The sequence below is a fragment of the Hugonella massiliensis genome (assembly GCA_001486445.1).
GTDB classification, from domain to species: domain Bacteria; phylum Actinomycetota; class Coriobacteriia; order Coriobacteriales; family Eggerthellaceae; genus Hugonella; species Hugonella massiliensis.
In genome coordinates, this window is record LN908986.1 from 825,478 (window position 1) to 852,172 (window position 26,695).

Below are 26,695 nucleotides of genomic sequence, written 5' to 3' on the forward strand. Positions count from 1 at the left end.
CCCGTGAAGCAGAACGCTTCGAGCAGAAAGCTCAATCAGCAGGCGCGTGACGTCATTGCCAACGCCCTGCTGTTCGAGGTGTCGGACCCGCGCCTGCGGTTCGTCACCATCACCGGCTGCGAGGTCAGCTTCGACCGCAGCGCTTGCAACGTGTACTACACGTGCAACGCCAACGATTACGAAGAGGTCGCGCAGGCCTTCATGAGCGCGCGCGGCCTCATTCGCTCGATCATGGCCAAGAAGCTTCCGTGGCGCGTGGCTCCCGAGCTCCGCTTCATCTTGGATTCGAGCGTCGACAACGCCGAACGCATCGAGCGCGCGCTCATGCGCGAGGCCAAGAGGGCAGGCAATGACGGCAGCAACTAACCCTATCGGTTCCATTGACGACGTCGCGCAGGCCCTTGCGGACGCGCGCGACGTCGTGGTCTGCGGGCACGTGAGTCCTGACGGCGATTGCCTGGGCAGCACCTTGGGGCTCGTGCACGCCTTGCGTCTGGCGGGCATTTCGGCCACGCCTCTGAAGGCGCAAGGCGAGCCCCTTGAATACGGGCTGCGCTTTCTCCCGGGGGCCGACGAGCTTGTCGCCGCCGGCGACTACGAGGGACCTTTGGGGACTTTCGTCACGGTTGACGTGCCCAACGTCGACCGCATGGGAGATGCTGCGTGCGCCCTGCATGCGCGCGCGGCCCGTACCGTGACGATCGACCACCATCAGGGCTTGGGCGATTTCTCGCAGGTCTCTTACATTGATCCCTTGGCTCCTTCGGCCTCTCTTCTCGTGTGGAAGGTGGTCAAGCGCATGGGTATCGAACCCGATGCTGCGGTGGCTACCTGCTGCTACACGGGGCTCAATACCGACACGGGCCGATTCAGCTTTCAAAACGCTACCCAGGAGGCCTTCGAAGCTGCCTCCGAAATGGTGGCAGCGGGTGCCGACCCCGCTCTTGTGGCGCGCGAAGTCTATCAGAACCGCACCATGGGCGCGCTCAAACTTGAATCGGTCGCGCTCGAGCGCTTGCAATGCTTCGAAGGCGGGGCCTGCGCCCTCACCTATCTGCTCAAAAGCGATTTTGAAGCCTTGAATGCGGTGAAATCGGATGCCGACCCCATCGTCGACCTCGTGCGCAGCCTGCGCGGAGTGAAGGTGGCCTGCGTCTTGCGTGAGCAAGACGATGTGGTGCGCGGGTCCCTGCGTGCCAAGGACGACACCGACGTGTCGGCGATCGCCGCCCGCATCGGCGGAGGCGGTCACCGTGCCGCTGCGGGCTTTACCTTTCAGGGGACCATGGAAGAGGCCCGTGCGCACATGGTGGATGAGTTCAGAGCGCTTGGCGCAGGGGGGAAGTAAATGGGAAAGCGATCCACTACGAACCTCTCGTTCGTCGTTGGCATCGACAAGCCCGCTGGAATGACCTCGCACGATGTGGTCAACGCCTGCCGAAGAATCTACGGCGAGCGACGCATCGGGCATACGGGCACGCTCGACCCTGCGGCCACGGGAGCGCTGGCGATCTGCGTGGGGCCTGCCGCCCGACTCGACCGCTTCCTCACCGGGCATGACAAGGCCTATGCTTTCACGATCGTCTTCGGCGTGGGAACCGATACCGACGACGCCGAGGGAACGATCGTTCACGAGGCGGCGGTGCCCCCCGACGTGCTTGACTTCGACCATGCCCGTCGCTATGTCGCCTCCCTGGTGGGTGCGCACAAGCAGATGCCCCCGGTCTATTCGGCTATCAAGGTGAAGGGCCAACGTTCCTACGCGGCCGCTCGCTCGGGCCATGTCATCGTCCTCGCGCCGCGCGACATCGAAATCTACGAATCTCGCCTCGATAAGGTCGAGGTGGTCGATGGACGGCCGGTCTGGCACGTGCGCGTGCGGGTGTCGGCCGGAACCTACGTGCGGTCGATCGCCCGCGATGCGGGCCATGCCCACGGGACCTTTGCCCATGTGGGGGAGTTACGGCGTTTGGCAAGCGGCAACCTCAACGTGGGCGCCTGCGTGTCTCTGTCTTCTCTTGAGGGCGATCCCATGGGCGGGATTCTCGACCCGGTGAAGCTGCTGGGCCTGCGGTTTGCCTTCGCCCGCGAGGCCCTTGAAGACGACGTCCTGCACGGCAGGCGCATCGATCCGGCCGCCCTGCACCTGTTCGCCTACGATATGGCGGCGGTGCGCGGGCTTGCCACCTGCGAGTGCACGAGCGGGGTTCACCCGGCCGACGGGCCCCTCTTCGACGGCGAAGTGGTAGCCATGGTGGTCGACAATACCTTGAAGGCACTATATGAATACGACGAGAAACTCGGCAAGCTCAAGAGCTCGTGCGGGTTCGCAGTGGGAGTGAAACGTGGCGCAGATATTTAAGGTCGACAGCCGTTTCGACAAATCGCTCTTCGAAGGATGCTCGTGCGCCTTCGGGGTCTTCGACGGCGTGCACAAAGGGCATCGCTACCTACTCGATGCAGCCCAGGCAACGGCTGCCGCCGATGGAGGAGCCAGCATTGCCCTTACCTTCGACATCGACCCCGACGAGATGTTCGCTGCGGGCACACTGAAAAAGCTCTTGTCCAATGCCGACCGCATCGACCGGCTCGCCGCTTCGGGCGTCGATGCCGTCTGTGTGCTTTCCTTCACGCCCTCCTTTGCCGCCGAAGAGCCGCTCGAATTCCTCAAGCACACCTTCGGCGACCATGTGCCGGCGCATCTGCACGTCGGCGCCGACTTCGCCTTCGGGGCGCGCGCGGCCGGTACGGTTGATGACTTGCGCCAATGGGCAGCGACCGCTGGGTGCACGGTACATGCCCATCATCTGGTGAGCGCCGACGGCCTGCCCATTTCAGCCACCCGCATTCGGGGTCTGCTCGGCCGCGGCGAGCTCGACGAGGCCAACAAGCTGCTCGGCCGCCCCTATGCCCTGCACGAAACGGTGCGCAAGGGCCGCCAAGAGGGCCGCGACATGGGCTTCCGCACCGCCAACCTCGTCTGCGCCCCCGAACGATGCGTCCTTGCCGACGGGGTCTACGCGGGGTATGCGATCGTCGACGGCATCCGGTATGCCGCGGCTATTTCCAACGGCATCGCCCCTATGTTCGCCGGCAAAACCGATGCCAACTGCGAGGTTCATATCCTCGATTTCGACGGCAACCTTTACGGGCAGGCTATTTGGGTTGAATTCGTCCATCGCCTGAGGCCGATGATCAAATTCGATTCGGTCGACGAACTCATCGAAACGGTGATGGGCGATATCGAATGGACGCGCACGCATATGAAGGTAGACACCGCAAAGGAGTAGGGGCCTGTGGCCGGCATCAGCGACGAGGACATACAGAAGGTTCGGTCAGCCACCGACATCGTTTCCTTGTTCGGCGAGCGCACCCCCGTCTCGCGGCGCGGCAAGGACTACTGGTGCTGCTGCCCCTTCCATAACGAGAAAACGCCTTCCTGCAAGATCGACCCGGCCACGCAGAACTTCTACTGCTTCGGTTGCCACGAGCACGGGGACGTCTTCTCGTTCGTCATGAAAACCGAAGACGTCGATTTCCCCGATGCCGTCCGCCGCTTGGCCGACCGCGCCCATATCGAAATTCACGAATCGGGGTCGTCGACGCCGCGCGGCTACAAGGAGCGTTTGCGCTGGGTCTGCCGCGAAACGCGCGACTTCTACCATACCCAGCTCATGCGGTTGAAGTCGCCGGACGCTGATGCCGCCCGGGCCTATCTGGCAGGACGCGGTTTGGGCGGTGCGATTCCCGATGACTGGCAGCTGGGCTTCGCTCCCGGCAGGGGCGTTCTCATTCGCCATCTTTCCGATTTGGGCTACACCATCAAAGAGATGATCGACGCGAACGTAGCGGTCCAATACGAGGGACGGCGCCCCTCCGACCGTTTCTACAACCGCATCATGTTTCCCATCAGCGACGTGCAAGGCGACTGCATCGCCTTCGGGGGTCGCGTGGTGGGCGAGGGCGAACCCAAGTACCTCAACAGCCGCGATACGCCCCTTTTCCACAAGTCGAATGTCCTCTTTGCGCTCGACAAGGCCAAGGCGACGATGACGGCTACGGGGACGGCAATCGTCGTCGAAGGCTATACCGACGTCATCGCCTTGCACGAATCGGGTATCACCAACGCGGTGGCTACCTTGGGCACCTCCCTCACCTCCCAGCACATCCGCATTCTCTGGCGTCATGCGGGCAAGAAGATTGTCTACATGTTCGACGGCGATGCGGCGGGCCAGAAGGCCATCGACCGTGCCTTGGAATTCATCGACGACACCATGACCCCCGAAGCGGGCCCCTCCCGCGTCGACCTTTTGGCCTGCACCTTGCCCGACGATTTGGACCCGGCCGAATACGTGGCCGCCCATGGGGCCGACTCCTTGCGCGCCCATATCGAGCGCGAGGCCAAACCCCTCATCGCCTTCGGCATCGACCGACGTCTTGCGCGCTACGATCTCTCGACGCCGGAAGGGCGCACAGCTGCTTTTTCCGATGCCATTTCGGTGCTCGCCCCAATTAAAGACTCCTTGCTTGCGCAGCAGTACGCGGTGAAGATCGCCGGACGCCTGCAGATGCGAGAAAACGACGTGCTCGAGCGTCTCGCACACCTTAAAAAGCCCGAACGGCGTGATTTTGCGGCCGACCGATCGGCAACCGCGACCTCTGCCGCGAAGGGTCGCCCGGGCCGGGCTCATACGGCGCAGGAACCTGTCCTTCCGTATGAGGAATCGTCGGCCTGGGGTCAGGCGGCTCCCGTCGCGCCCCTTGCCCTTCCTAAGGCGGAATCCAACCGTCGCCGTTACGAACGCGAGTTTTTGGTGCTCTGCGCCCACTACCCGACCCTTGTCTTCGAGCAGGCCGAAGCACTCGCGCAAACTTCCTGGCATGTGCCCTTGCATGCCCAAGTGGCCGACGCCTTGCTCGAAACCGTGGCGGCCAACCCCGAAGCCACGGTTTCAGAGGTAGCGGCGGCGATAGGGCAGGCCTGCCCCGACGCCACGGGGCTGCTCGTCGCGCGTGACAACGACGCCCAGGACCCCTCGCTCTATGCGCGTTTTCTTGCTGAAGAGCTTGCCATCGGAGACCTGTCTTCCCAGATAGACGATTATCGGCTCGCGCTTTCCGATCCGGGGACCCTTTCCGCCGACGAGCGCAAGCTCCTCCTGCAGACGGTTGCGTCCCTGCAGAGGGACCTCGCCACCCGACGGAAGGCCCATGCGCGCATGCGGACCCACTGAGGCCGTAAATGGTGCCCCTGTGGTAACAATCCTGCGGCAAGGGCGTGAAGTTTCCTTTGGCCACCGCGCGTCGCCCGCCGCCTGCCTCGGGTCACGATACAATGGACCAGATATATGATTGCCGGTTTGACGGCATGCACGATTGAGAGGTTTCTATGCAGATCGTTATTTCCCCAGATCCCATACTCCGCCAGGTTGCCGAAGAGTGCGACGGCAACGACCGGTCGCTCAAAAAGCTTTCCAAGCAGATGGCCCGCGCCATGTACAAGAACAACGGCTGTGGCTTGGCGGGTCCCCAGGTGGGCGTGCTCAAGCGCATCATCGTGATCGACTGCGATGTCGAAAGCGACAAGAGCCATCCCATCACCCTCATCAATCCCAAGATCATCGATCTCGACGGCGACCCCATCACCGACGAAGAAGGCTGCCTTTCGGTCCCGGGCATTGCCGTGCCCATCAAGCGCCAGCCCTTCGCCAAGGTGGCTTACTATGACGTCAACGGGGAAGACCAGGTTATCGAAGGCGACGGCCTGCTCGGCCGCTGCCTTCAGCATGAGATTGACCATCTTAACGGCGTCACGCTCTTCGAGGCCGCTGACCCCCTGACACGCATCAAGGCCCTGCGCGACTACGACGAGGCTCTCAAACACGGGGCCAAACCGGGGTCGACTTCTATCGACTAGCATTCGCGCACTCGATCTGAAAGGTTGCGTTCGATGAGAATCGTCTTCATGGGCACGCCGCTCTATGCGGCCACCATTTTGGGAAATCTGCTTGCACAGCACGAGGTCGTTGCCGTCTATACGCGGGCCGACGCGGTGCGCGGGCGCGGGAAAGAGCTCGTCCCCAGCCCGGTCAAGCAGGTGGCTCTGCACCATGGCATCCCCGTCCGTACCCCGCGCACCCTGCGCGATGCCGCCGTCCAGGCTGAAATCGCCGCCTATCGACCAGACGTCATCTGCGTGGCGGCTTTGGGCATGATTCTGCCCAAAGAGGTGCTCGATCTGCCGCCTTTCGGCTGCCTGAACGTGCACGCTTCGCTTCTCCCTCGTTGGCGCGGCGCCGCGCCGATCGAGCGCGCAATCCTCGAAGGCGACGCGCAGACGGGCGTTTGCGTCATGCGGATGGAAGAGGGCCTCGATACGGGTGACTACTGCGTTTCGCGCACGACGGAAATCGGCGATAAGAACACCGCCGAACTCACTGCCGAGCTCGCTGAGCTCGGTTCTCAGGCCCTCCTTACGGCCCTGAACTTGATCGAGCACGGCACCGTGGTCTGGACCAAGCAGGATGACTTTTTCTCGACCTATGCCGAAAAGGTCGCCAAGCACGAGTTCTTCATCGCCCCGACCGATGGTGCCCGTGCCATCGTGCGCAAGGTCCAGGCCTCGTCGCCGGCCCATCCCTGCCGTTGCGTGATCGGCGGGCGCAAGGTGACCGTCGTTCGCGTTGCGCGGGAGACGAGCCGTTTGGTGCGCGAGGATATGGGGCTTGCGCCCGGCCGTATCAAGCTGTTCCACAAGAAGCTCTACATCGCCACGGCCGACCAGCCGGTCGAACTGGTTGAAGTGAAGCCCGATGGCAAGAAGGCCATGGCGGGGCGCGACTTCGCCGCCGGTATTCAGAACGTCAAATCGGGCGAGATCACGTGGGAGTCTATCGATGCCTAAACTTTCAGGCGCACGGCAACTTGCCGTGCAGGTAAATCGCCAAGCGCGCGAGCGCCAAGCCTACACGGCCGACGTGCTCGACGCCCAGCTTGCGAAATGCACGCTCTTGCATGACGACCGGGCCTTTGCACGCGTCCTCTGCTTGGGCGTGGCCGCTACGGTCGGCACGCTCGACGAAATCATCAATCGCTGCTTGCGCAGCCCGCGCGACATCCGCGACAACGTGCGGGACGCTCTGCGCATCAGCACCTACGAAATCATCTTCCTCGATAAGGACCCCTATGCGGCTGTTGACCAGGGCGTCGAACTCGTGCGTTTCGTTGCGCCTCCAGCGGCAGGGCTCGCCAATTCGGTCCTGCGCAAAATAGTCCGAGCCAAGGCGTCCTTCCCCTTCGGAGACCCGGCGACCGACGATGCGGCTCTCGCGCGCCTCTACGGTTTCCCTGTCTGGCTCGCCAAGGCCCTGGTTGCCCAGATGGGACGCGAGGCGGCCGAAGCCTTCATGAAGGCGAGCAATGCCCCGGCTGCCGTCTTCATCGGCGTCAATGCCGCGCGCACCGACGACGCGACCGTCAGGCGCGAATTCGGACGCGAGGAAATTCCCCTCGATGCGGTCCGCGACCCCGTTACGGGTGCGGGCATTCCGGGCTGCTATCATCTGCGCGATGCGCGCGCCGTCGCTTCCCATGCGGCTCGTCATTTCTTCGATCGAGGAGGCATCCTCGTGTCCGATGCGGCCGCTCAGGCGATCGCCGCCCTTGCCCTACCGGATGCCTACCCGGGAGAGTTTCTCGAAGTGGGGTCGGGGCGGGGAACCAAGACGATCCTCCTTCAGTCGGATGCGGTGCGGAAATGGGGCAAGCAGATGGCCCTCACCTGCGTCGATTCCTACGAGTTCAAGGATAAAATCGTCCGCAAGCGCGCTCAGGCCTACGGCATCGAGCTCGACGCGGCCGTGAAAGCCGATGGCCGCCACCTCGCCGGCACCGCTGCCGACAAGATCTTCGGGGCAGCTTTCGTCGACGCTCCGTGCTCTGGCCTGGGAACCCTGCGCCGCCATCCGGAAATCCGCTGGCGCATGACGCCCGCCGACGTGCTCAAGCTTGCCGACCTGGGCTTCGAGCTTCTGGAGGAAGCTTCTCGCCATGTACGCGTGGGTGGTCGTCTCACCTATGCGACCTGCACGGTGCTGGCCCAGGAAAACGAGCTCGTCATCAAGCGTTTCCTGGAATCCGAATCGGGATCGGTCTATCGCCTGCAGCCTCTCGCCCGTGGCGAAAAGCCCCTGGCCGTCTACCGTTCGCCGCTGAGTGCCGAGGGCTGCGATGCCCACTTCGCGGCCGTCTTACGGCGCGTGCGATAGGGAAGGGAGCTGGCTTCCGCTCTGTTTTCACGGAAAAGGGGCGGCCCCGCGGGGCCGCCCCTTTGTGCGTCAGCCTGTGATCTCGCGCGCTAGATCAGGCCGTCTTTGTGGTCGTTTTCAACCGCGACCTTGGCGGCTTCCTCGTCCTTGCGGCGAATGGCCACGCGGCGGATCTTCCCGTTGACGGTCTTGGGGAGGGCGTCAACGTACTCGATGATGCGGGGGTACTTGTAAGGCGCCGTTTCCTTCTTCACCCACTGCTGCAGTTCTTTGGTGAGCGTTTCGCTGCCGGTGAAGCCGTCGGCAAGTACCACGGTGGCCTTCACGGCGAATCCGCGAATGGGGTCGGGCACGCCGGTCACGGCCACTTCGCGCACCGCTTCATGCTCGAGCATTACCGATTCGATCTCGAAGGGCCCGATGCGGTAGCCGGAGCTCTTGATCACATCGTCGTTGCGGCCCACGTACCAGAAGTAGCCGTCTTCGTCTTTCCATGCGGTGTCGCCGGTGTGGTACCAGCCGTCATGCATGGCCGCAGCGGTCTTTTCGGGGTTGCGGTAGTAGCCCATCATGATGCCGTGCGTCTCGTCGTCGAGCTTGATGCAGATTTCGCCCGTTTCGCCGGGCGCGCATTCGGTTTCGTCCTCGCGATGGACTTCGATCACGTACTGGGGCACCGGCTTGCCCATCGAACCGGGCTGCGGGGTGCTGCCCGTGAGGTTGGCGATCGTGAGCGGGGTCTCGGTCTGTCCGAAGCCCTCGTAGATCGTGAGCCCCGTGTGCTGCTTCCAGAACTGGAAGAGGTCGGGGTTCAAGGCCTCGCCGGCGGTCGTGCAATATTCCAGGCTCGACAGGTCGAAGGAATCGATGTCGACCTCGCTGATCATGCGATACATGGTCGGCGGGCAGCAGAGGGTGGTCACGCGGTACTTCTCGATTATGTGCAGGATCTCTTCGGCGTGGAAGCGATCGAAGTCATAGGTGAGGACGCAGGCTTCCATGATCCACTGGCCGTAGTATTTGCCCCACACGGCCTTGCCCCAACCGGTATCGGCGATCGTGAAATGGAGGCCGCCGTCGCTTTTCACATTGTGCCACCACTTGGCGGTGAGGGTGTGCGCGACCGCGTAGCCCTGGTCGTGCATGACCATCTTGGGGTTGCCGCTCGTGCCGCTGGAAAAGTACATGAGCATGGGGTCGGAGGCGCTCGTCTCGCGACGCGCAAAGGCGCTCGAGGCGGCGCGGACTTCGGTGTTGAAGTCGATCCACCCCGGACGCACGCCGGCCGCCTTGCAGATGCCTTCAGGACCCGAAAGGGCGGGCCCATAGCCGTTCTCTGCGGCCGTGTCGATCATGAGCCCGCCGCCGGCGGCGTTGACAAGGAACTTCTTCGTGAGGCTCGGGCATTCCGCCTGCACGTTGTCGGTTACCTGGGCGATGTCCTCGCAGTCGGTGCAGACGATGGCCTTCACTTCGGCGCTGTTCAGGCGGTAGGAGAGGTCGTGTTCCTTCAACATGAAGGTGGCGGGCACCATGACGGCCCCTAGCTTGTCGAGGGCGGTGGCCACGAACCAGAACTGGTAGTGGCGGCGCAGGATGACCATGACCATATCGCCGCGGCCGATACCGTGGGCGGCGAAGACGTTGGCGGTTTTGTCCGACCAGTACTTTATGTCGGCGAAGGTGAAGCGATGCTCTTCGCCTTCGGGGTTGCACCAGACCATGGCGGGACGGTCGGGGTCGTTCGTCGCGATGTCGTCGACGATATCGTAGGCGAAGTTGAAGCTGTCGGGGTAATTGGCGCGGAAGCGCGCGAGCAGCCCCTTATCGTCGAAGGATTCGTCTACATAGCGCTCATTGATGTTTCTCATGTCGATCTTTCTTGTTTGTGCGCATGGCGCGGGAAAAAGGAAGGGTGGGAGGTAGCGCGGCACTGTCGAGCCAGGCGACAGCGCCTATTTAATGTCCTTTTCCCCGGGCTTCATCACGAGAGCGATGAAGGTGCACGGCTCGCCGCCCGTGGCGATCATGCCGTGACCGCGCCCCGAATCGTAGAGCAAGGTGTCGCCGGGACCGAGCTCCTCGACGTGGTTTTCGTACTGGAAGCGCATGTGCCCGCTGATGATGTAGTCGAATTCCTGGCCCGCGTGATGGGACAAGTGAATAGGCCGGTTCTGCTCTTCTTCGGAATAGGGGGTAGTGACCAAGAAGGGCTCGCACAGGCGGTTTTTGAAGAAGGGCGCCTTGTGCAGGTAGGTAAAGCCTTCGCGGCGGTTGATGGGCAGGCCGTCGCTGGCGCGCACGAGCGAATAGCCCGTCAGGTGCGGGTCGTCGCCGGTGAGCAGTTCGACGACGTCGACCCCGAATTGGGCTGCGCATTTGGAAAGGAAGGTGAAGGACAGGTCCTTCTCGCCGCTTTCCTGGGCCGCGTAATCGGCCAGGCTGCGACCGGTGGCTTCTGCCATTTCCTGCATGGAAAAGCCCATGTCCTCGCGCAGGGCTTGGATGCGGTGCGCGACCTCCTGTTGGTTGACCTTCATGGGATGCTACCTCCTTGTGTCTCAACGTGTGCTTATTCAAGCAGTATCATGGTAAATCAAAGCTCTCGGCGCGGAGCCGAATTGCCCTAATCCACAGATGAACGGAAGCGCTTCGGTGCTTGGGGAGGATGCCATGACCAACCAGCTGCCCGCTTTGGGTTCCTTGCCCGCCACTCTTGCCGCCCTGCCGGCTGTGACCGTAGTCTGCGGCCACTACGGGGTGGGGAAGACCAACTTTTCGATCAACCTTGCGATCGACGCCGCCCGGACCGGCCGTCAGGTGACGCTTATCGATATGGATGTCGTGAACCCCTATTTTCGCTCGAGCGACTATGCCGACCTCGTCGAAGCGGCGGGCGTCAAGCTCATCGCGCCCGATTACGCCGGCACCGCGCTCGATACGCCGGTCCTTTCCGGGGCAATCGAGGCGGCGATCGACGATGCCTGGGCCCACCCCGACCGCCTGCTCGTGATCGACGCGGGCGGCGACGACGTGGGGGCCACGGCCCTGGGCCGCGTGAGCGCCCATATCGCGCAGGGCCCCTACGCCTTCCTCTACGTGGTCAACGGCTGCCGTGAGCAGACGCGCACTCCGCAGGAGGCCGCCGAGCTCCTTCCCGACATCGAGCGCCAGGCCCGCTTGCGCGCCACCGCGCTCGTGAACAACACCCATTTGGCGCGCTTCACCGACGCCGACGTCGTCGAAAGCGGGGTCGCCTTTGCCGAAGAGGTGTCTTCTCTGCTCGACATGCCCGTGCTCGCGCATACGGTGCCGCATTTCGGCCCGCTGGCACCCGCTGGCGTTACTTTAGCCGCCGATAGTGAAGAAGCTGCGCTCGTTCGCACGATTTCGGCCCGTCACGCAAGCGCGCCCGCCTACCTTGTGCAAATATACGTAAGAACTCCTTGGGAGCGGGACCAGTAGCGCCCGTCCCGGGACACCCGCGAGCGCGGGTGCTAAACCAAGAAGGAGGTAGTATGTCGCGAATCATCGTAGACGAAACCTATTGCAAAGGGTGCGGTCTGTGCGTCGATGCTTGCCCCGAGGGCATCGTCGAACTCGACCAGGCGCGCATCAACGCGAAAGGCTATCATCCCGCGGTCCTCGTAGACGAAGCCAAATGCACGGCGTGCAGCTCCTGCGCGACCATGTGCCCCGACATGGCGATTACGGTTTGGAGGTCCTAGCATGGGCGAGAAAGTACTCATGAAGGGCAACGAGGCGGTTGCGGCTTCGGCCGTGCGCGCCGGTTGCCGTTATTACTTCGGCTATCCCATCACCCCGCAGACGGAAGTCGCCGCCTACATGAGCAAGATCATGCCGAAAATCGGAGGCACCTTCCTGCAGGCCGAAAGCGAGATCGCCGCGATCAACATGCTCTACGGAGCCGGCGCCGCCGGTGCGCGCGCGATGACGAGCTCGTCGTCGCCGGGCATCTCGCTCAAGGGCGAAGGCATTTCCTACATGGCCGGTGCCGACCTGCCCGGCGTCATTCTGAACGTGGAGCGCGGTGGCCCGGGCCTGGGCAGCATCCAGCCGAGCCAACAGGACTATTGGCAGGCCACCCGCGCTATGGGACACGGCGACAGCCGCCACATCGTCTATGCGCCCAACACCGTGCAGGAGATGGCGGATCTGGTTTACGTGGCCTTCGATAAGGCCGATCAATACTTGATGCCCGTCGTCATTCTGGCCGACGGCCTACTCGGCCAGATGATGGAGCCGGTTGAACTTCCGCCCGAAAAAACGGAATTCCCCGACAAGCCTTGGGCCACCACGGGCCATCACGGCAAGCGGCCCCACAACATTGCCAATTCCCTCTACCTGCAGGCCGACAAGCTCGAAGCCAAGCTGCGCGAGCGCTACGCCCGCTACGAGCAGATCGAGCGTACCGAGCAGAAGTCCGAAGCCTTCATGGTCGACGATGCCGACATCGTGGTGGTCGCCTTCGGCGCGAGTGCCCGCATCGCCCGCAGCGCCGTGGTGTCTGCCCGCGCGCAGGGCATCAAGGCCGGCTTGCTCCGTCCTATCACCCTGTGGCCCTTCCCCAACGACGCGCTCGAAGCCACCGTGCCCCAGGCCAAGGCCTACCTGTCTGTCGAGATGAACATGGGGCAGATGGTCGACGACGTGCGCCTGGCCGTGCACGACGCACATCCCGTGCGCTTCTACGGGCGCACGGGCGGCGTGATTCCGGCTCCGGGCGAAGTGCTCGACGCAATTGCCAAGCTCGCTCAGGAAGTAGGTGCATAGCTATGGCTGAAAAAGAACCCCGCATCGTGTTCCAGCGGCCTAAGTCCATTCTGCCCGTGCAGATGCACTACTGCCCGGGCTGCCCCCATGGCATCGTTCATCGCCTCATCGGCGAGACGATCGACAAGATGGGCATCGAGGGCACCACGGTGGGCGTGGCCCCGGTGGGCTGCGCCGTCATGGCCTACGACTACTTCGCCTGCGACATGATCGAAGCGGCCCATGGACGCGCTCCCGCGGTCGCGACGGCCGTCAAGCGCGTGCATCCTGAAAACATCGTCTTCTCCTACCAGGGCGACGGCGACCTCGCCTCGATCGGCATGGCCGAAACGGTCCACGCTGCCACGCGTGGCGAGAACATCACCGTGATCTTCTACAACAACGCGATCTACGGCATGACGGGCGGTCAGATGGCCCCCACGAGTCTGCCGCACCAGGTGACGCAAACGAGTCCCTATGGACGCGACGTGCATGAAGCCGGTTATCCCATTCGCGTCTGCGAGATGTTGAAGGACCTCGACGGCGTTGCCTACCTGGAGCGCGTCACGGTCGACACTCCCTCGCACGTGCGCAAGGCCAAGCGCGCCATCCAGAAGGCCTTCAAATATCAGCAGGAAAAACGCGGCTACACCCTCATCGAGATTGTGGGCACCTGCTCGACCAACTGGGGCATGACCCCGCTCGAATCTATGGATTGGATGCGCGACAACATGCTGCCCTACTACCCGTTGGGGGTCTACAAGGATATCGTGGCCGAAGGCTACGACAACATCCACGAAGCCGCCAAGGACCGGGCCAAGAACGTGCCCATCGTGATGCAGGAGGCGAACTAGCCCATGGCCAAGGATTACACGAAGGACCTGAAGATCATCTTCGCGGGCTTCGGCGGCCAGGGCCTCCTCTTTGCCGGCAAGATCGTTGCCCAAGCGGGCCTGCTTGACGGAAAGGAAGTCTCTTGGCTTCCCAGCTACGGCCCCGAGATGCGCGGCGGTACCTGCAACTGCTCGGTCACCGTTTCGTCCGAACCGGTGGGCAGCCCCCTTGTGGTGGAGCCCGACGTGGTCGTGGCCATGAACCAGCCGAGCGTCTACAAGTTCATTGAAGCTGTCGTTCCCGGTGGTTTCCTCATCGTCGATTCGACGCTGGTGCCCGATATCCCCGAGCGCGACGACATCACGATTATCAAGGTACCGTCCACCCAGCTTGCCGATGAAGCGGGCTTCAAGCAGCTTGCCAACGTAATCCTTACGGGCAAGCTCTATGCGGAAACAAAATTCTGCAGCAAGGAAGCGATCGACGCGGCTCTTACCAAGATCATCCCCGCTCGCAAGGCCAAATTGCTCGAGCCCAACCAGAAGGCCCTCGCTATGGGCATGGACCTCTAGCCAGGCGGTATACTCGAAGATAAAGCGAGTTGACGGCGCGGAGGCTCCGCATTCGCGGGGCCGCCGCGCGCCTTGTAAGGGGGAGTTGCGCTATGTCTCTCGTTGCCGCCTTCGCCGTGCCTCATCCGCCGATTATCGTGCCGGGTGTGGGGAAGGGCGAAGAATCCGCCGTCCAGTCGACGATCGACGCCTATCGTGCAGTTGCCCGCGAGGTGGCACACCTTGCGCCCGACGTCATCGTCGTCACGTCTCCCCATGCGCCCGCCTACCTCGATGCCTTCGCTCTCTGCGACGGCTCTTCGCTCACCGGCACGATGGCCGATTTCGGCGACCCAGAAGACACCCTCTCCTTTGCCGTCGATACCGCCTTCGTCGAAGACGTCGAGCTCGGCGCCCAGGCCCGTGGCGTCTACGCGGCTCGGTCGGCCTGGCGGGGGAGAGGGATGGACCATGCCTGTTTCGTGCCCTTGTTCTTCATCGCTTTGGAATATCAGGGTTTCAAGGTCGTCGAAATCGGTCTTTCCGGCCTGCCTTCCACCGACCATTTCGCCCTGGGGCAGGTCATTTCCGACGTGGCCCGCCATCAGCAGAAACGGGTCGTCGTCATCGCGAGCGGCGACTTGTCCCATAAGCTCAAGGCCGACGGTCCTTACGGGTACGTGCCCGAAGGCCCCAAACTTGACGCGGCAATCACCCATGCCTTCGCCGAAAACGATCTCAACAGCCTCTTCCATATCGACCAAGGCCTCATCGACCGGGGCGCCGAATGCGGATTGCGGTCCTTTCAAATCATGGCAGGCGCCCTTTCCGATACGCCGCATACGGGTCGTCTCCTTTCTTACGAGGGCACCTTCGGCGTGGGCTATGCGGTGGCCGCCTTCCTCGTGGATGGTTCCGAAGCGGGCGTTGGCGATTCAGCGGAAGGCGGGCGCGATCCCTTCGTCCGCTTGGCCCACGAAGCCATAGAGGCCTACACCCTTCGTCGCGAGCGTCTGGCGATTCCCCCGTGGGTTCCCGCATCCCTGCGTACGCAGAAGGCCGCCTGCTTCGTGTCCATCCATGAGGCGGGCGATCTGCGCGGCTGCATCGGTACGCTCGAGCCCTGTCGCGACAGCCTCGCTTCCGAAATCATCGACAACGCGATCTCGGCGTGCGCGCGCGACCCGCGTTTCGCGCCGGTGCGCCCCGACGAGCTGCCTTTGCTCGACGTCAACGTCGACGTGCTTACCGTGCCGGAAGCCGTCGACAGCGTGGCCGAGCTCGATCCGGCGCGGTTCGGCGTCATCGTTTCGTGCGGGGGACGACGCGGCGTGCTCTTGCCCGATCTCGATGGGGTCGACACCGTCGACCAGCAGCTGGCTATCGCCAAGCGTAAGGCGGGAATCGCCCCCGACGAACCGGTAGCCCTCGAACGATTCGAGGTGACGCGCCATTACGATGCGAAGTGATCGGGCACGCTGCCCGGTGTGCCCGCGCCATTGCCTCTTGGGCGAAGGGATGGTGGGCGCTTGCGGCGCGCGCGTAGGGAGAGACGGCACGGTGGCGTGCGGCAACTACGGCCGCCTCACGTCGGCTGCGCTCGACCCGGTCGAAAAGAAGCCTCTGGCCGAATGGATGCCCGGCTCCTACGTGCTTTCGGTGGGCTCCTATGGCTGCAACCTGGCGTGCCCCTTCTGCCAAAACCACGTAATCGCTGCCGCCCGCGAGGATTCGGTTCCCTGGCGCTTCGTTGCGCCCGGCGACCTCGTCGATGCGGCGTGCCGCCTTAAGGCGCGCGGCAACGTCGGCATCGCTTTCACCTACAATGAGCCGCTCGTCGGTTGGGAATACGTGCGCGATACCGCTCGGCTCGCCCATGAGCACGACCTCAAGGTGGTCGTCGTATCCAACGGCGTGGTCTGCGGCGACGTATGGCACGAGCTCTTGCCTTTGGTGGACGCCTGTAATATCGACCTCAAGGCCGCGTCCAACGAAGGCTATGAGCGTTTGGGCGCGGGGGTCTTCGATACCGTTGTGGGCACGATAGCCGCAGCCGCAGATTGTCCGACTTGCCACGTGGAAGTGACGACCCTCTGCGCTCCCGGTTTCGTCGACGGGCGCGCCGTCGACAGGATCGCCCGTTTGCTTGCGTCGATCGACCCCTCCATTCCCTATCATCTCACCCAGTACGTGCCCCGTTTCCGCATGGCCGACGTTCCGGCTCTTCCCGATGCAGAGGTGCGCTCCTATGCCGATATCGCGCGGAATTCGCTCGCCCACGTCTATATCGGTAATATGTAATCAGAACAAGAAGACAAGGAGCATCGCATGACTCACGCAGAGCTGCAGGAACAGATCAAAGACGCTATGAAGGCCCGCGACAAAGTGAGGCTTGCCATTCTTCGCCAGGTGCACGGCGAGTTGAAGGATATCGAAATCAACGAACGTCGCGAAACCACCGAAGAAGACGTGTCGAACATGATCAAGCGCGTGATCAAGCAGACGAGCGAGACCCTCGAGGCGAGCATCAAAGCCGCCAACAACCAGGAGCGTACCGATACCCTGACCCGCCAGGTCGAGATCCTTAAAAGCCTTTTGCCTGCTCAGCTTTCGGGCGATGCCCTGATCGAGCTCGTGGAAAAGATCATCGCCGAAACAGGAGCCACGACCAAGCGCGATATGGGCAAGGTCATGGGTGCCCTCACCAAAGCCACCGGCGGCAATCTCGACAAGGCCGAAGCCGCGCGCGCGGTAAGCGCGCGTCTGCATTAAGGGCAGAGCACTCACATCTGAAACAAGCGGGCTCCGCGACAATCGCCGCGGAGCCCGCTCTCGTAGGGGCGCCAAGCCGGGGCGTCTGGCACATGCTTTGTTAGGCTGATTGAGGCGGCAAGACGAAATGCCGCATATTCACGTCCAGCTTCCCCTGGGCCCGCAGCTTGTAGAGCTCGGTGCACATGGCGCTGCGGTCGACGCAGAGGTAATCGGCCATCTGCTGGCGCGAGAAGGGGAGCGTGAAGCTGAGCGAGCGGTGCTCATCGGCGTAGGCGTAGAGGAAGCGGAGGATCTTCTCCTGCGTGGTGCGCGTGGCAAGAATCGACAGGTGGCGCAGCATGCCCTTTTGCTGATCGGCGATCACCTGGGCCATGTTGGCTACGAACCGCGTCCTCGTTCGTTCTAGATGGGCCCCGTGGTTGGCGTGCGCTTCATAGAGCCGATCCGCGTCGAGCCCCACGATCGAAAGCGCTTCACGGGCTTTCAGCTCCATTTCGCCGCCGATGTCGCTCAGGTGGAAAAAGCCGTTGGCCACCACGTCGCCCACCGCGTAGCGCTCCAATTCGTAGGCATGCTTCTTGTCATCGCGTGCGTAGAGGGCAGCCGAGCCACGAGCAATGATGCCTACCGTGCTGGCCGCTCGGCCGTTGCGGTCTTGCTCGAGGCTCTCGCCGTCTTCGAAGGTGCGCATGCGGGCATGGGCATAGGAAAGCAGCGCGTCGAAATCGGTGCGCGCGATACCGTCGAAGAGAGGGGATCCCTTCAGGCGGTCGTACAGGTTGAGCACATTGATTTCCACTTTGCATCCTTACCATGGGGCGGGGCGCGCCCAAGAGCGCGCCCCGTGTGCAACAGGCGCTAGTCGCCGATGCTGTCGGTCTCGTAGATGAACGTGACCTTGCCCTGCATATCGTCCGACTTGCCGCTGAAGGTTTGGTAATCCTTGCCCGCCTGAGCGGTTGCCTTCAGGTTGTCGGAAAGGCCGGCCAAGTCATCGTTGTAGGTGCTCACGATCTTCTGGATGGCCTCGTCATTGAACTGCTTGAGCCCATCGGAGAGCTGGGCGGACCCGTCCTGGGCGGCAACGGCGCCGCTTGCGAGCCGGCTGCTGCCGGCGGCAAGCTGCTGGGCGCCATCGTTCACCTGGTTCACGCTGCTTGCGAGAGCGGGCGCGGAGGCGTTCATCTTCGCAAGGCCCTGCCAGATGGCGTTCGACCCGTAGAGCAGGGTTTTCGGCGTGCTCGTGTCGCCGAGGGCCTTTACGGCACCCTCAAGGCCGGCTGAGGACTTTCCGTCGACCGTGCCGCCCTCGGAGAGCACCTGAAGGCCGTCGCGCAGGGTGCCGGCGCCTTCTACGAGCTTCTGCATGTCTCCAGAGCCGTTGGAGATTTGCTTGCTCAAGCCTGAAGCACCGCCACCAATTTCGTTAATGCCCGCTTTCAAACCGTAGAGGGTGCTCTTCGATGAGGTGTCGTCACTCGACCCGACCATCTTCACGAGGCCCGCATTGACTTGGGCGACTTCCTGCTCTAACACCACGTAATCGTCGTCGGAAAGAGAGGACGCGGTGGATTGAAGGGCCTTGGCGTCGGCGGCCAGGGATTCGGAAGCCTTCTGGAAGCCCTCGGCCTGCTGCGCGATGCCCGACTGCAAGGTATCGACGCTCTTCTTCACGCCAGCGATTTCCTGGGCGATCTGCGTGTTGGCCTGAGCGGCGCTCTTGGCTTCAGACTGCGCGGATGCCAGGTCATCGGTGCTCACGGAACCAAGCTGTGATTTCGCCTTGTTGAGCGCGGCAATCTGATCGTCGGTCATGCCCGTGGTGTCGATGGCGGTGAGCTGCTTTTGAGCCGCGGCAATATCGGTGTAGTTGCTGTCCGCGATGTGGTCGGCTGCCGCATCGGCGTCCGAAGCCGCCTGCGTGCTCTGGGACTCGATTTGGCCCAGAGACGTCGAAACTTTCGAGAGGCCCGAGGAAACGGTGGTTAGCTGGTCGGCGATGCCTTTCGTCTGCGTGCTCAACGAGGTGAGCGTGGACTGGGCGTCTTTAAGGGAGGCAACGGCTCCGTCGACATCCACGCCCTTGTTTAGCTTGGCCTGAGCATCGGAAAGGGCGGGAATCATCTGCTTGTTGATCGTGTCGATGGCGGTCTGCGTGCCCGTGCTCGCGGCGCCGGCGCCGGCGGCCATCTTCTTGACGCCGGTTTGAATGGCGCCCATCTGGTCGGCAAGCGTGTTGACGCCCGCTGCAATCTTCTGGGCGCCGATGTAGGCGTCTTTGCTCGATTTGGCGGCCTTGGCCAGACCCCATTCCTTCGAATTGCCGTTCTTCAGAGCCTCGAGGCCGGCGTTCACGGCATCGCTGCCGCTATAGAGCTTGACCACGCCGGCGGGCAGCTCAGCTGCGCCGGACGCCAAGCGACCCGTGCCGTCGGCCAGCGTCGCCGAACCGTTTGCCACCCGGTCGGCTCCGTCGGCCAGCTGGGTGAGTCCGTCGTAGAGGCTGCTCGATCCGTCGATGAGCTGGTTCATCGCATCGTTCATCTTGGCGATGTCGTCGCCGACCGTGTCTTCGCTCATGTCGTCGGTGTTGACGTTGTCGAAGAGGTTGCTCGATACGGCGGTAAGCGAGGTATCGAGCGAGAAGTCGGTCACGTCCGCTTCCAATTCGAAGTAGGTGGGAATTTCGACATCGTCGGTGGAGATTCCCAGGTCCTCTTGAAGTCCGGGCATCGCGAAGCCGGCCACCGTCGTGCGGTCGCCGTCGTTGACGATCTTGCCGTTCACCGCGCTCACGTTCTTGAAGGTGCCGTTGTCTAGAATCAGGCCCGTGGCGGCTACGAAGGGCGTATACATGGTGCGCTGCTCGCCGTTCACTTCGGTCTGATAGCTGGAATTGTTGGTGTAGTCGTAGCGGATCTTCACATGCCCGCTCTTGCCGGCCAGATCGTCAGGGGAGATCTCCTGGCCGTCGAGCCAATAGGTCACTTTGATAGACACGGGGGCCTGGTCGGCCGTGTTGCCCTTGTAGTAGATGTCGTTGCCCTGGGCGTCCCAGGTGAGGTTCTGACCGTCCTGCTGGTAGCCGGCTTGGCTTTCGGTGTTCTCGATGTCGGTGAGGTTGGACACGTCGGAAAGCGATTGGTCGCCCTTCACGTTCTTCAGCCAGTCGGTGACGATCGCGTTGCGGGCCGACCCGTCCGCGTTGTTGAACACGTAGACGGTTTCGGTCTTCGTGGGGTCGTTAGCATCCTGGTCGGTGGTGTCGGTGGAGCCCAGCAGGTCCTTTACGAAGGAATTGGAATCGTCGGAGCTCTGCTGGCTCTGGTCCGTTTGCTCTTGGGTCGCTTGGGCGGTCGCATCGTCGGCGTGGGCGGTCGAAGCCACATAGGTGGGCCCAACCACGCCGGCGGCGAGGATGCCGGCCAGGGCGATATTGCGCAATTTGCTCAGTTTGAAGGTTTCGGAATTCATGCGGTTACCTCCGTGGACGCGGGTACAGACGGGGTGGTGGAAACGGGACGGAAGCTCTTCGAGGTCTTCAAGATCACCTTGTCGAAGAGCATGAGGAAGGCGGGCAGGAAGACCATGACGCAGCCCATGGAAATCACGGCGCCGCGGGCCATGAACTCGGTGAGGCTCGAGATAATGCTCAGGTCGGAGTAGATGGCCACGGCAATCGTCGCGCTGAAGAAGGACAGGGCGCTCGTCGCCACGGCGGGGACGCTGTCGGCGATGGCCGTCGATACGGCCTTGACCTTTTCGATGCCCTTGTTGCGGTTCTTCTTGTAGTGCTGCACGAGCAGGATGGCGTAGTTCACGGTCGAGCCCAGCTGGATGGTCGAAATACAGACCGGGGCGATGAAGACCATTTCGGTCCCCGTGTAGGTGTTGATGCCCAAGTTGGCCATGATGGCGAGCTCGATGACGAGCACCATGAGGACGGGCACCAGGATGCTGCGGAACACGACGAGCAAGATAAGGCCAATCAAGCCGATGGCCACCCAGTCGACCACCTGGAAGTCGACGCCGGTGGTGGCGATGAGGTCTTTGGTGGCGGGCGCTTCGCCGATAAGCATCGAATTGGGGTCGTACTGGTGGATGATCTCGTTGATCTGATCGATCTGCGCGTTGGCGCCATCGGTCGATACCGCGTAGGTGGAATTCACCACGATGAGCTGGTAGCTGCCGGCTTTCAGCGCGTCGGTGATTTTCGCGGGTACGATTTCGGCGGGAATGTTGCCTCCGACCATGGAATCGTAGCCGATCGCGTACTTCACGCCGTCGACCGCCTCGATGCGATTGAGCATGTCCTTGGCCATGGCATGGGGCATGTTGGCGTCGCAGAGGATCATTTCAGTGGTAGATACGTCGAAGTCGTCCTTCAGCTTCTCGTTGGCGAAGGCGGCCTTCATGTTGGGGTTGACGTTGCCGGCGTCGGCCGAAACCTCGCCGGAGACCATCTTCGACAGGTCGTAATAGACGGGCTTGTTGGCGAAGCCGTAGACGGCCGGGACCAAAACGACCAAGAAAGCGACGATGTAGACCGCATAATGCTTGGCCACGTTGTTGCCCAGACGCTTTGCCTTGCCGATAAGGGGCTTATGGGAAAGCTTGGCCATGGGTTTGTCGAAGATCAGAATAAGGGCCGGCAGCGTGGTGAGGCTGCCCACCAGGCCCAGCATGCAGCCCTTGGCCATGACGATGCCCAAGTCCATGCCCAATTGGTAGGTCATGAAGCAGAGGGCCAAGAACCCGGCCGATGCGGTGAGGGCCGACGACACGAGGGTGGGGAAGACGTCGCCAAGGGCGAGCGCCATGGCCGCGCGGTGGTCGTCGGGATGAAGATCGCGTTCGTCGGTGTAGGCATGCCAGAGGAAGATCGAATAGTCCATGGTCACGGCCAGCTGCAGCACGGCGGCAAGGACCTTGGTGATGAAGCTGATCTGCCCCAAGAAGATGTTGGTGCCCATGTTCCACATGATGGCGATGCCAATTGAAAGCAGGAAGACGAGCGGGGCCAGCCAGGTGTCGGTGAGCACGAGCAGGGCGATCACGGCACCCAACACGGCCACGGCAACGGTAGGCGCTTCTTCGGAACTCGCGATGTTCTTCATGTCGGTGTTGAGGGCGCTCATACCCGACACGAACACCTGGTCGCCGGCGATTTGGCGAATCTGGTCGACGGCCGTGAGGGTTTCGTCGGCCGAGGTGCCCGTGTCGAAGAAGACGGCGATCATCGTTTCGTTTTCGCCGTTGTCGTCTTTGTTGAATTCCTTGTAGTACTTTTCGGGAATGGCCTGCTTGGGGATGCCGGCCTTTTCAAGGTCGTCGACCCACAGGGCGTCGGCCACGTGGGGGACGCCGGCGATCTTGTCTTTGAGCTCGCCGACCTCTTCATCGGACATGCCTTCGGTAATGACGAAGCTGAAGGCGCCTTTGCCGAAATCGTCCTGCAGGATCTTCTGGCCCTGCATGGTTTCGAAACTGTCGGGCAGATAGGTGAGGAGGTCGTAGTTGACCTTGGTGTTGGCATAGGCCCAAAGGGCGGGAACCAGCAACAGAAGGGCGATGATGAGGATGGGAACGCGTGCTTTGACGATGGCGCGCCCCAAGCGGTACCGCGCCTTGTTCGATGGGGGCTCTTCAGCCATGAATGCCTCGATTCTGTTGGAATGCTCACATTACCTTTGCTGAAACGTAACGTTTACGCAGGTCACGAGGAATGGTCAAAGAATTGGCCCTGTTCGAAATTTGGGCATAGACGGCAAAATGCCTAAATATAATGTGTAGGAATTCAGACGCCTTCGTGTTGGAATTACTGCGTGCGCGCGGAGGGCGGTGCGGGAAGGGCGCCTGCGCTCGCGGCGCCCTCGCGCGTGCTCTTTTCAAGAGCGAGGCGCACGGTGCCGTCGAGGATGCGCGCAATGCGGGCGATGTAGTCGTCGAACTCGTTGCTCATGCCATCGATGAGCCATTGTACGGTGAGGCTCTGCAGGGTTAGGGCGAGCAGGTTGCTCAGGTCGATAATGACCTGGTTGCTTACTTCGAGCCCTGCCGCTTCGTGACGCACGTAGGATTCCACGATCGGTTCGGCAGCGTAGTGGAAGTAGGCTTCGATCCGTGTGTTGTTCGACGAGTTGTACAGATGGTAGAAGGCCGACTTGTGGGCGCGGGCGAATGAGGTGAGGGCCGCAAAGGCCTGCTGCCAATCGTGCATGCGGGGGTTGGTCATGCTCAGTTCGGCGGCTGCCCGCTTGAGCATGTCGTCCACCAGGGCGAACATGTCCTGGTAGTGGTAGTAGAAGGTGTTGCGGTTGATCCCGCATCGCTTGACGATGCCCGTCACGGTGATCTTGTCGAACGGCTTTTCGGCGAGCTCGTCGAGAAAGGCGGCGATGATGGCCTGTTCGGTGAATTTCGACATGCGCTAAACCCCCAAAAATGATTTCCACGCCGGCAGGTCCCGTTGGGCCTGTTCCCAGCCCGCCTCGTAATTGCGGCGTAGGGCGTCAAGTTCGGTCGTGCTGTTTTCGACCCCCATGTGCTCGGCGTAGACCACGTAGGCGAGGCCTTGGTCCATGAGGGCGTCGGCCTCGTCGCAGACCCGGTTGTAGCCAGGCCCCCAAGCCCGCAGCTGCCGGCGCATGGCGGGGCGGCGCCAGAAGAAGGCGAGGGTGCTCGCTTTGGGCTTTTCGGGCTTGCGGTAGGGCTTGGGACGGGTGCGGACGATGAAAAACTTCTTGAAGCCGTCTTGGCGGGCCTTGGGCAGAAGGATGCCGTTGCCTTCGGCCAAGCCTCCGTCGTAGTAGACGTGACCGCCGATGGTGGCAGGCGGCATGACGATCGGCAGTGTCGACGAGGCGCGCACGCGCACCATCAAATCATCGGTGGTGGGCATATCCGCTTTGGTCCAGAAGACCGAACTGCCCGTATCGCGATCGCAAGCGCAGATGGTTACCTGGGCCGGGTTCGCTGAAAAGGTGGCGTAATCGAAGGGCAAAAGCCCGTCCGGCCGGCCGATTTCCTGATAGATATGGTGGGCGTTGAAATAGCCTTTGTGGGCGAGCAGGGTCCGGATGCCGCCGAAATCGGGGTCGCGCACGAGTTCGGTGAAGGATTCCCGCGTGCGGTCGATGTCGCGGGACACGTAGTTGACCGCATTGCTCGACCCGGCCGAGACCCCGTAGACATGCCCGAAATTGATACCCGCATCCAAGAGGGCGTTGGCGATGGCGGCGGTGTAGCTCGCGCGCATGCCGCCGCCCTCGAAGATGAGGGCGGTATCGCGTACGTTGGGCTGGGGACATTCGTTCATAGAGCCTGCATTCCTTCGTTTTCGGTGTGCGCTCCATTGTAGCCAACGCGATTATCAGGCACGATTTCGCGGCAAACGGGTCAGAAGGACTGTTACCCAGCGGTTACCGGCTTTCTCTTTTCCGTGCGATCGACGGCGGGCTAGAGCTCGGCGATAACCTCCACCTCGACCAAGGCGCCCGCCGGTAGTCCGGCAACGCCTACGGCCGACCGGGCCGGGCGGGCATCCCCGAAATGTTCGGCATACACGGCGTTGAAGGCGGCGAAGTCTTCGATATGGGCGAGGAAGCAGGTGGTCTTCACCACATGGGACAAATCGGTGCCGGCAGCGGCCAAGAGGGCCTCGACGTTGGCCATGACCTGATGGGTCTGGGCTTCTATCGTCGTAGCCGTGATTGCGCCCACGGCCGGGTCGATCGCGATCTGGCCAGAGGCGAACACGAAGCCGCCGGCGATTTTCGCCTGCGCGTAAGGGCCGATGGCGGCGGGGGCGTTGGGAGTGGATACGGTTTCCATGGTTGCTCCTTCGCGATAAGCGCGCACCGGTTGCAGATTTTTCATATAAGGCGCGCGCATCTGGGCTGCGATTCCTGCGATAGCATATCGTGAACGAACGACTAAGATTTCGCGATAAAGGAAAAGAATGCTGGCTATCGAAGATTTCGAAGAAGCTTCCGAGCGCGTAAAGGACGTCACGCTCGAAACGAAGCTCATCTACAGTCCCTCTTTCAGCGATGCGACGGGCAACAAGGTCTACCTGAAACCTGAAAACCTTCAGCGTACGGGCGCCTACAAGGTGCGCGGCGCCTATTACAAGATCTCGACCCTTTCGCCCGAGGACCGAGCCAAGGGCCTCATCACCGCCTCGGCCGGCAACCATGCCCAGGGCGTGGCCTATGCGGCCAAGCGCTATGGGGTGCCCGCCGTCATCGTGATGCCCAAAACGACGCCCTACATCAAAGTTGAGCGCACCAAGGCCCTGGGCGCCCAAGTGGTGCTCGCGGGCGACGTCTACGACGAAGCCCACGACGAGGCCGAGCGCCTGGCCGAAGAGCACGGCTACACCTTTATCCAGCCCTTCGACGATCCGGTAGTCGCAACAGGGCAGGGGACCATCGCCGTCGAAATCGTCAAAGAGCTCCCGCTCGTCGACTACATCCTCGTACCCATCGGGGGCGGCGGCCTTGCCTGCGGGGTGTCGACCTTCGCCAAAGAGTTCAACCCCCGCATCAAGGTGATCGGCGTCGAGCCTTCGGGCGCCGCCTGCATGAAGGCATCGCTCGAAGCGGGACACGTCGTCAAGCTTCCCCATGTGTCGACGATTGCCGACGGCACCGCGGTGCAGCAACCAGGAGAGACGGTCTTCCCCTATATCCAGAAGAACCTCGACGGCATCATCACGATCGACGACGACGAGCTCGTGGGCGCCTTCCTCGACATGGTCGAAAACCACAAGCTCATCGTGGAAAACTCCGGCCTGCTTTCCGTGGCGGCCTTAAAGCACCTCGACGTGAAGGGCAAGCACGTCGTGAGCATCCTTTCCGGCGGCAACATGGACGTGATCACGATGTCGTCGGTCGTCCAGCACGGACTCATCCAGCGCGACCGCGTTTTCACCGTGTCGGTGCTCTTGCCCGACCGCCCCGGCGAGCTCGTCGAAGTCGCTTCGATCATCGCCCAGGAAAACGGCAACGTCATCCGCCTCGAGCACAACCAGTTCGTCAACACCAACCGCAACGAAGCGGTCGAGCTGCGCGTGACGATCGAAGCCTTCGGCACCGACCACAAGAACCGCATCGTGGGCGCCCTGCGCCAGGCAGGCCTGGAAACCCAGGTCGTGGCCACTCACATGTAGCCGACACGTCGACGGCGCCCACGCATCCGGCCGCCTGCGCTGAGTCGATGGGATCACTCTTGTCTAGCTCGGTGCAGGCGGCGCTTGTTTCTGCATAATTAGGTCGAAGTATTCGATTCTTCCTTGCAACCTGCCTGCCGCCACGTATAATGAGCCTGTCTTTAAAAGCGGTACAGAGAGACCGACAAGGCTCTGAGCACATAACGTGAACACGAGGCTCTTGTCTGTCGCAAGAGCCTTTTTTCTTGCGCGGACGCCTGCTCGCGGATCGTTCGTGCGGAACCGGTGGTCGTTCTGTACGCACTCGACAGAGAGGAGTGTGT

General features: G+C 62.3%; 25 protein-coding genes. 17 read left to right on the top strand and 8 right to left on the bottom strand.

All coding sequences use genetic code 11. The features are described 5' to 3' along the window. The first annotated feature begins 3 nt into the window (after window positions 1–3). The 8 genes from rbfA to BN3270_RS06160 all read left to right on the top strand — a co-directional run bounded on the left by rbfA (window position 4) and on the right by BN3270_RS06160 (window position 8,267). Window positions 4–366: a 30S ribosome-binding factor RbfA gene (gene rbfA / locus BN3270_RS06125; protein WP_058986258.1), complete on the top strand. Its 363-nt coding sequence runs from the start codon at window positions 4–6 to the stop codon at window positions 364–366. After that, window positions 350–1,348, top strand: a complete 999-nt coding sequence (locus BN3270_RS06130) for a DHH family phosphoesterase (protein ID WP_058986259.1) — start codon at window positions 350–352, stop codon at window positions 1,346–1,348. The genes rbfA and BN3270_RS06130 overlap by 17 nt, the downstream gene beginning before the upstream one ends. Beyond that, window positions 1,349–2,362, top strand: a complete 1,014-nt coding sequence (gene truB, locus BN3270_RS06135) for a tRNA pseudouridine(55) synthase TruB (RefSeq protein ID WP_058986260.1) — start codon at window positions 1,349–1,351, stop codon at window positions 2,360–2,362. Continuing rightward, window positions 2,346–3,290 (top strand): riboflavin biosynthesis protein RibF, encoded by a 945-nt coding sequence (gene ribF, locus BN3270_RS06140; protein WP_058986261.1) that lies wholly within the window; start codon window positions 2,346–2,348, stop codon window positions 3,288–3,290. The genes truB and ribF overlap by 17 nt, the downstream gene beginning before the upstream one ends. 6 nt (window positions 3,291–3,296) lie before the next feature. Beyond that, window positions 3,297–5,234 (top strand): DNA primase, encoded by a 1,938-nt coding sequence (dnaG, locus tag BN3270_RS06145; RefSeq protein WP_058986262.1) that lies wholly within the window; start codon window positions 3,297–3,299, stop codon window positions 5,232–5,234. A gap of 155 nt (window positions 5,235–5,389) precedes the next feature. After that, the gene (gene def, locus BN3270_RS06150; protein WP_058986263.1) at window positions 5,390–5,917 is read left to right on the top strand and encodes a peptide deformylase; all 528 of its coding nucleotides are present in this window, start codon (window positions 5,390–5,392) and stop codon (window positions 5,915–5,917) included. A 33-nt stretch (window positions 5,918–5,950) separates the two neighbouring features. Further along, window positions 5,951–6,904 (top strand): methionyl-tRNA formyltransferase, encoded by a 954-nt coding sequence (fmt, locus tag BN3270_RS06155; protein WP_058986264.1) that lies wholly within the window; start codon window positions 5,951–5,953, stop codon window positions 6,902–6,904. Then, entirely contained in the window at window positions 6,897–8,267 is a 1,371-nt protein-coding gene (locus tag BN3270_RS06160) for an RsmB/NOP family class I SAM-dependent RNA methyltransferase (RefSeq protein ID WP_167551327.1), read from the top strand. Before fmt ends, BN3270_RS06160 begins: the two co-directional genes overlap by 8 nt. Before the next feature lie 89 nt (window positions 8,268–8,356). Here the strand turns inward: BN3270_RS06160 and BN3270_RS06165 are convergent, their stop codons facing one another. Both BN3270_RS06165 and BN3270_RS06170 read right to left on the bottom strand, forming a co-directional pair. Next, entirely contained in the window at window positions 8,357–10,138 is a 1,782-nt protein-coding gene (locus BN3270_RS06165; protein ID WP_058986266.1) for an AMP-binding protein, read from the bottom strand. Window positions 10,139–10,222: 84 nt separating this feature from the next. Continuing rightward, the gene (locus tag BN3270_RS06170) at window positions 10,223–10,807 is read right to left on the bottom strand and encodes a helix-turn-helix domain-containing protein (RefSeq protein WP_058986267.1); all 585 of its coding nucleotides are present in this window, start codon (window positions 10,805–10,807) and stop codon (window positions 10,223–10,225) included. A gap of 133 nt (window positions 10,808–10,940) precedes the next feature. Between BN3270_RS06170 and BN3270_RS06175 the strand changes: the two genes are divergently transcribed. From BN3270_RS06175 to BN3270_RS06210, 8 genes are all read left to right on the top strand, one after another. Further along, the gene (locus tag BN3270_RS06175) at window positions 10,941–11,732 is read left to right on the top strand and encodes a nucleotide-binding protein (RefSeq protein WP_058986268.1); all 792 of its coding nucleotides are present in this window, start codon (window positions 10,941–10,943) and stop codon (window positions 11,730–11,732) included. Window positions 11,733–11,785: 53 nt separating this feature from the next. Beyond that, entirely contained in the window at window positions 11,786–11,995 is a 210-nt protein-coding gene (locus tag BN3270_RS06180; protein WP_058986269.1) for a 4Fe-4S binding protein, read from the top strand. A 1-nt stretch (window position 11,996) separates the two neighbouring features. Then, window positions 11,997–13,061 carry a 3-methyl-2-oxobutanoate dehydrogenase subunit VorB gene (gene vorB, locus BN3270_RS06185; protein ID WP_058986270.1) on the top strand — a complete coding sequence of 355 codons (1,065 nt, stop codon included), beginning with the start codon at window positions 11,997–11,999 and terminating at the stop codon, window positions 13,059–13,061. Window positions 13,062–13,063: 2 nt separating this feature from the next. Next, the gene (locus BN3270_RS06190; RefSeq protein WP_058986271.1) at window positions 13,064–13,894 is read left to right on the top strand and encodes a thiamine pyrophosphate-dependent enzyme; all 831 of its coding nucleotides are present in this window, start codon (window positions 13,064–13,066) and stop codon (window positions 13,892–13,894) included. Window positions 13,895–13,897: 3 nt separating this feature from the next. Further along, window positions 13,898–14,446, top strand: coding sequence for a 2-oxoacid:acceptor oxidoreductase family protein (locus BN3270_RS06195; protein WP_058986272.1), 549 nt, complete (start codon window positions 13,898–13,900; stop codon window positions 14,444–14,446). 92 nt (window positions 14,447–14,538) lie between these two features. Then, entirely contained in the window at window positions 14,539–15,894 is a 1,356-nt protein-coding gene (amrA, locus tag BN3270_RS06200; RefSeq protein ID WP_058986273.1) for an AmmeMemoRadiSam system protein A, read from the top strand. Window positions 15,895–15,943: 49 nt separating this feature from the next. After that, window positions 15,944–16,726 carry a radical SAM protein gene (locus tag BN3270_RS06205; protein ID WP_271711941.1) on the top strand — a complete coding sequence of 261 codons (783 nt, stop codon included), beginning with the start codon at window positions 15,944–15,946 and terminating at the stop codon, window positions 16,724–16,726. A gap of 27 nt (window positions 16,727–16,753) precedes the next feature. Continuing rightward, window positions 16,754–17,197: a GatB/YqeY domain-containing protein gene (locus BN3270_RS06210; protein ID WP_058986275.1), complete on the top strand. Its 444-nt coding sequence runs from the start codon at window positions 16,754–16,756 to the stop codon at window positions 17,195–17,197. 100 nt (window positions 17,198–17,297) lie between these two features. Here BN3270_RS06210 and BN3270_RS06215 read toward each other — a convergent pair whose 3' ends face one another. The 6 genes from BN3270_RS06215 to BN3270_RS06240 all read right to left on the bottom strand — a co-directional run bounded on the left by BN3270_RS06215 (window position 17,298) and on the right by BN3270_RS06240 (window position 25,033). Further along, window positions 17,298–17,999, bottom strand: a complete 702-nt coding sequence (locus tag BN3270_RS06215) for a Crp/Fnr family transcriptional regulator (protein WP_058986276.1) — start codon at window positions 17,997–17,999, stop codon at window positions 17,298–17,300. Window positions 18,000–18,058: 59 nt separating this feature from the next. After that, window positions 18,059–20,674: a GumC domain-containing protein gene (locus BN3270_RS06220; protein WP_058986277.1), complete on the bottom strand. Its 2,616-nt coding sequence runs from the start codon at window positions 20,672–20,674 to the stop codon at window positions 18,059–18,061. Further along, window positions 20,671–22,854, bottom strand: coding sequence for an efflux RND transporter permease subunit (locus BN3270_RS06225; protein WP_058986278.1), 2,184 nt, complete (start codon window positions 22,852–22,854; stop codon window positions 20,671–20,673). Before BN3270_RS06225 ends, BN3270_RS06220 begins: the two co-directional genes overlap by 4 nt. 164 nt (window positions 22,855–23,018) lie before the next feature. After that, window positions 23,019–23,627: a TetR/AcrR family transcriptional regulator gene (locus BN3270_RS06230; protein WP_058986279.1), complete on the bottom strand. Its 609-nt coding sequence runs from the start codon at window positions 23,625–23,627 to the stop codon at window positions 23,019–23,021. 3 nt (window positions 23,628–23,630) lie between these two features. Then, a complete protein-coding gene (locus BN3270_RS06235; protein WP_058986280.1) occupies window positions 23,631–24,518 on the bottom strand; it encodes a patatin-like phospholipase family protein in 888 nt (295 codons plus the stop codon). A 140-nt stretch (window positions 24,519–24,658) separates the two neighbouring features. Beyond that, window positions 24,659–25,033, bottom strand: coding sequence for a Rid family detoxifying hydrolase (locus BN3270_RS06240; RefSeq protein WP_058986281.1), 375 nt, complete (start codon window positions 25,031–25,033; stop codon window positions 24,659–24,661). A gap of 127 nt (window positions 25,034–25,160) precedes the next feature. Between BN3270_RS06240 and ilvA the strand changes: the two genes are divergently transcribed. Continuing rightward, window positions 25,161–26,372: a threonine ammonia-lyase gene (gene ilvA, locus BN3270_RS06245; RefSeq protein WP_058986282.1), complete on the top strand. Its 1,212-nt coding sequence runs from the start codon at window positions 25,161–25,163 to the stop codon at window positions 26,370–26,372. Window positions 26,373–26,695: the final 323 nt, after the last annotated feature.